This is a genomic window from Cellulophaga sp. BC115SP (genome assembly GCF_009905545.1).
GTDB classification, from domain to species: Bacteria; Bacteroidota; Bacteroidia; order Cytophagales; family Spirosomataceae; genus Flectobacillus; species Flectobacillus rivi.
In genome coordinates this window covers 1-804 of the sequence record NZ_JAAALB010000168.1, presented here as the reverse complement: position 1 = coordinate 804, position 804 = coordinate 1, and the positions used below count along the sequence as shown (strand labels likewise).

1 protein-coding gene is annotated in these 804 nt (G+C 42.5%); it reads left to right on the top strand.

The window, feature by feature from the left end:
* A partial coding sequence (locus GVN22_RS28585) for a hypothetical protein (RefSeq protein ID WP_205691070.1) occupies positions 1-804 on the top strand: 804 nt, incomplete at both ends.

The following is an 804-nucleotide window of genomic DNA, read 5'->3' as shown; positions in this document are numbered from 1 at the left end:
AAAACCTCATTTCTGGCAATCCTATCATTGTTAATGAATCGGTAATGGATGGCTTTGGAAAGATTCGTAAGGATTTTCAAGTTGAGGTCACCGACGCCAAAACGCCTATCTTTTCAGTTGTTGCCAAGGATGCTAACAAACCAGCTTCAGACGATTTTAATCCTACGACTGATGCCGTTAAAATCAATGCCAAATTACCCAACTTCTTTGATATTGATATTGACTTGGCGCTGAAGCGTTCGGACGTTCTAAAGATTTTCAGAAGCTACGAGCGTCTGATCACCACGGGTAACATGACCAAAGAGCAGGTTTTGGCTATGCCTTGGGAATTATTTTTTGTCAATACTGTACTCCAGAAGTCAGGCGAAGGTTTGGCGCTTTATGGTACTTACAGAGGAGTATTTAATCAGTCAGGATTTGGCTCTATGAGTTCAATTGATGGTTTGATTAAAAAGTTTACAGCTGGTCGTGGTACTGGTGGTGACATTCCTAGCGCAAACGTTGTGACCTCAGCGGCAACACCGTTGACTGACCAAAACATTTATGATGAGGTAAAAGCTATCTGTGCTTTGACCGACTCAAATCCAGCTTTGGCAGCCAAACCACTCAAGTTTAAAATTTCGCCATCAAACAAGCGCAAGTACGACACCAACCGCCGTGCCAAGTACCCAAATCACGTAGGACCAAACGAAGTTGCTAAAACGGTAGACGATTACGACAACATCATGTTTGATGTAGATCCAGCGTTGGCGTCAAGCAACTTGATGTTTATTTCTCCTGATTTGTTTTTCTTGACAAATGAGG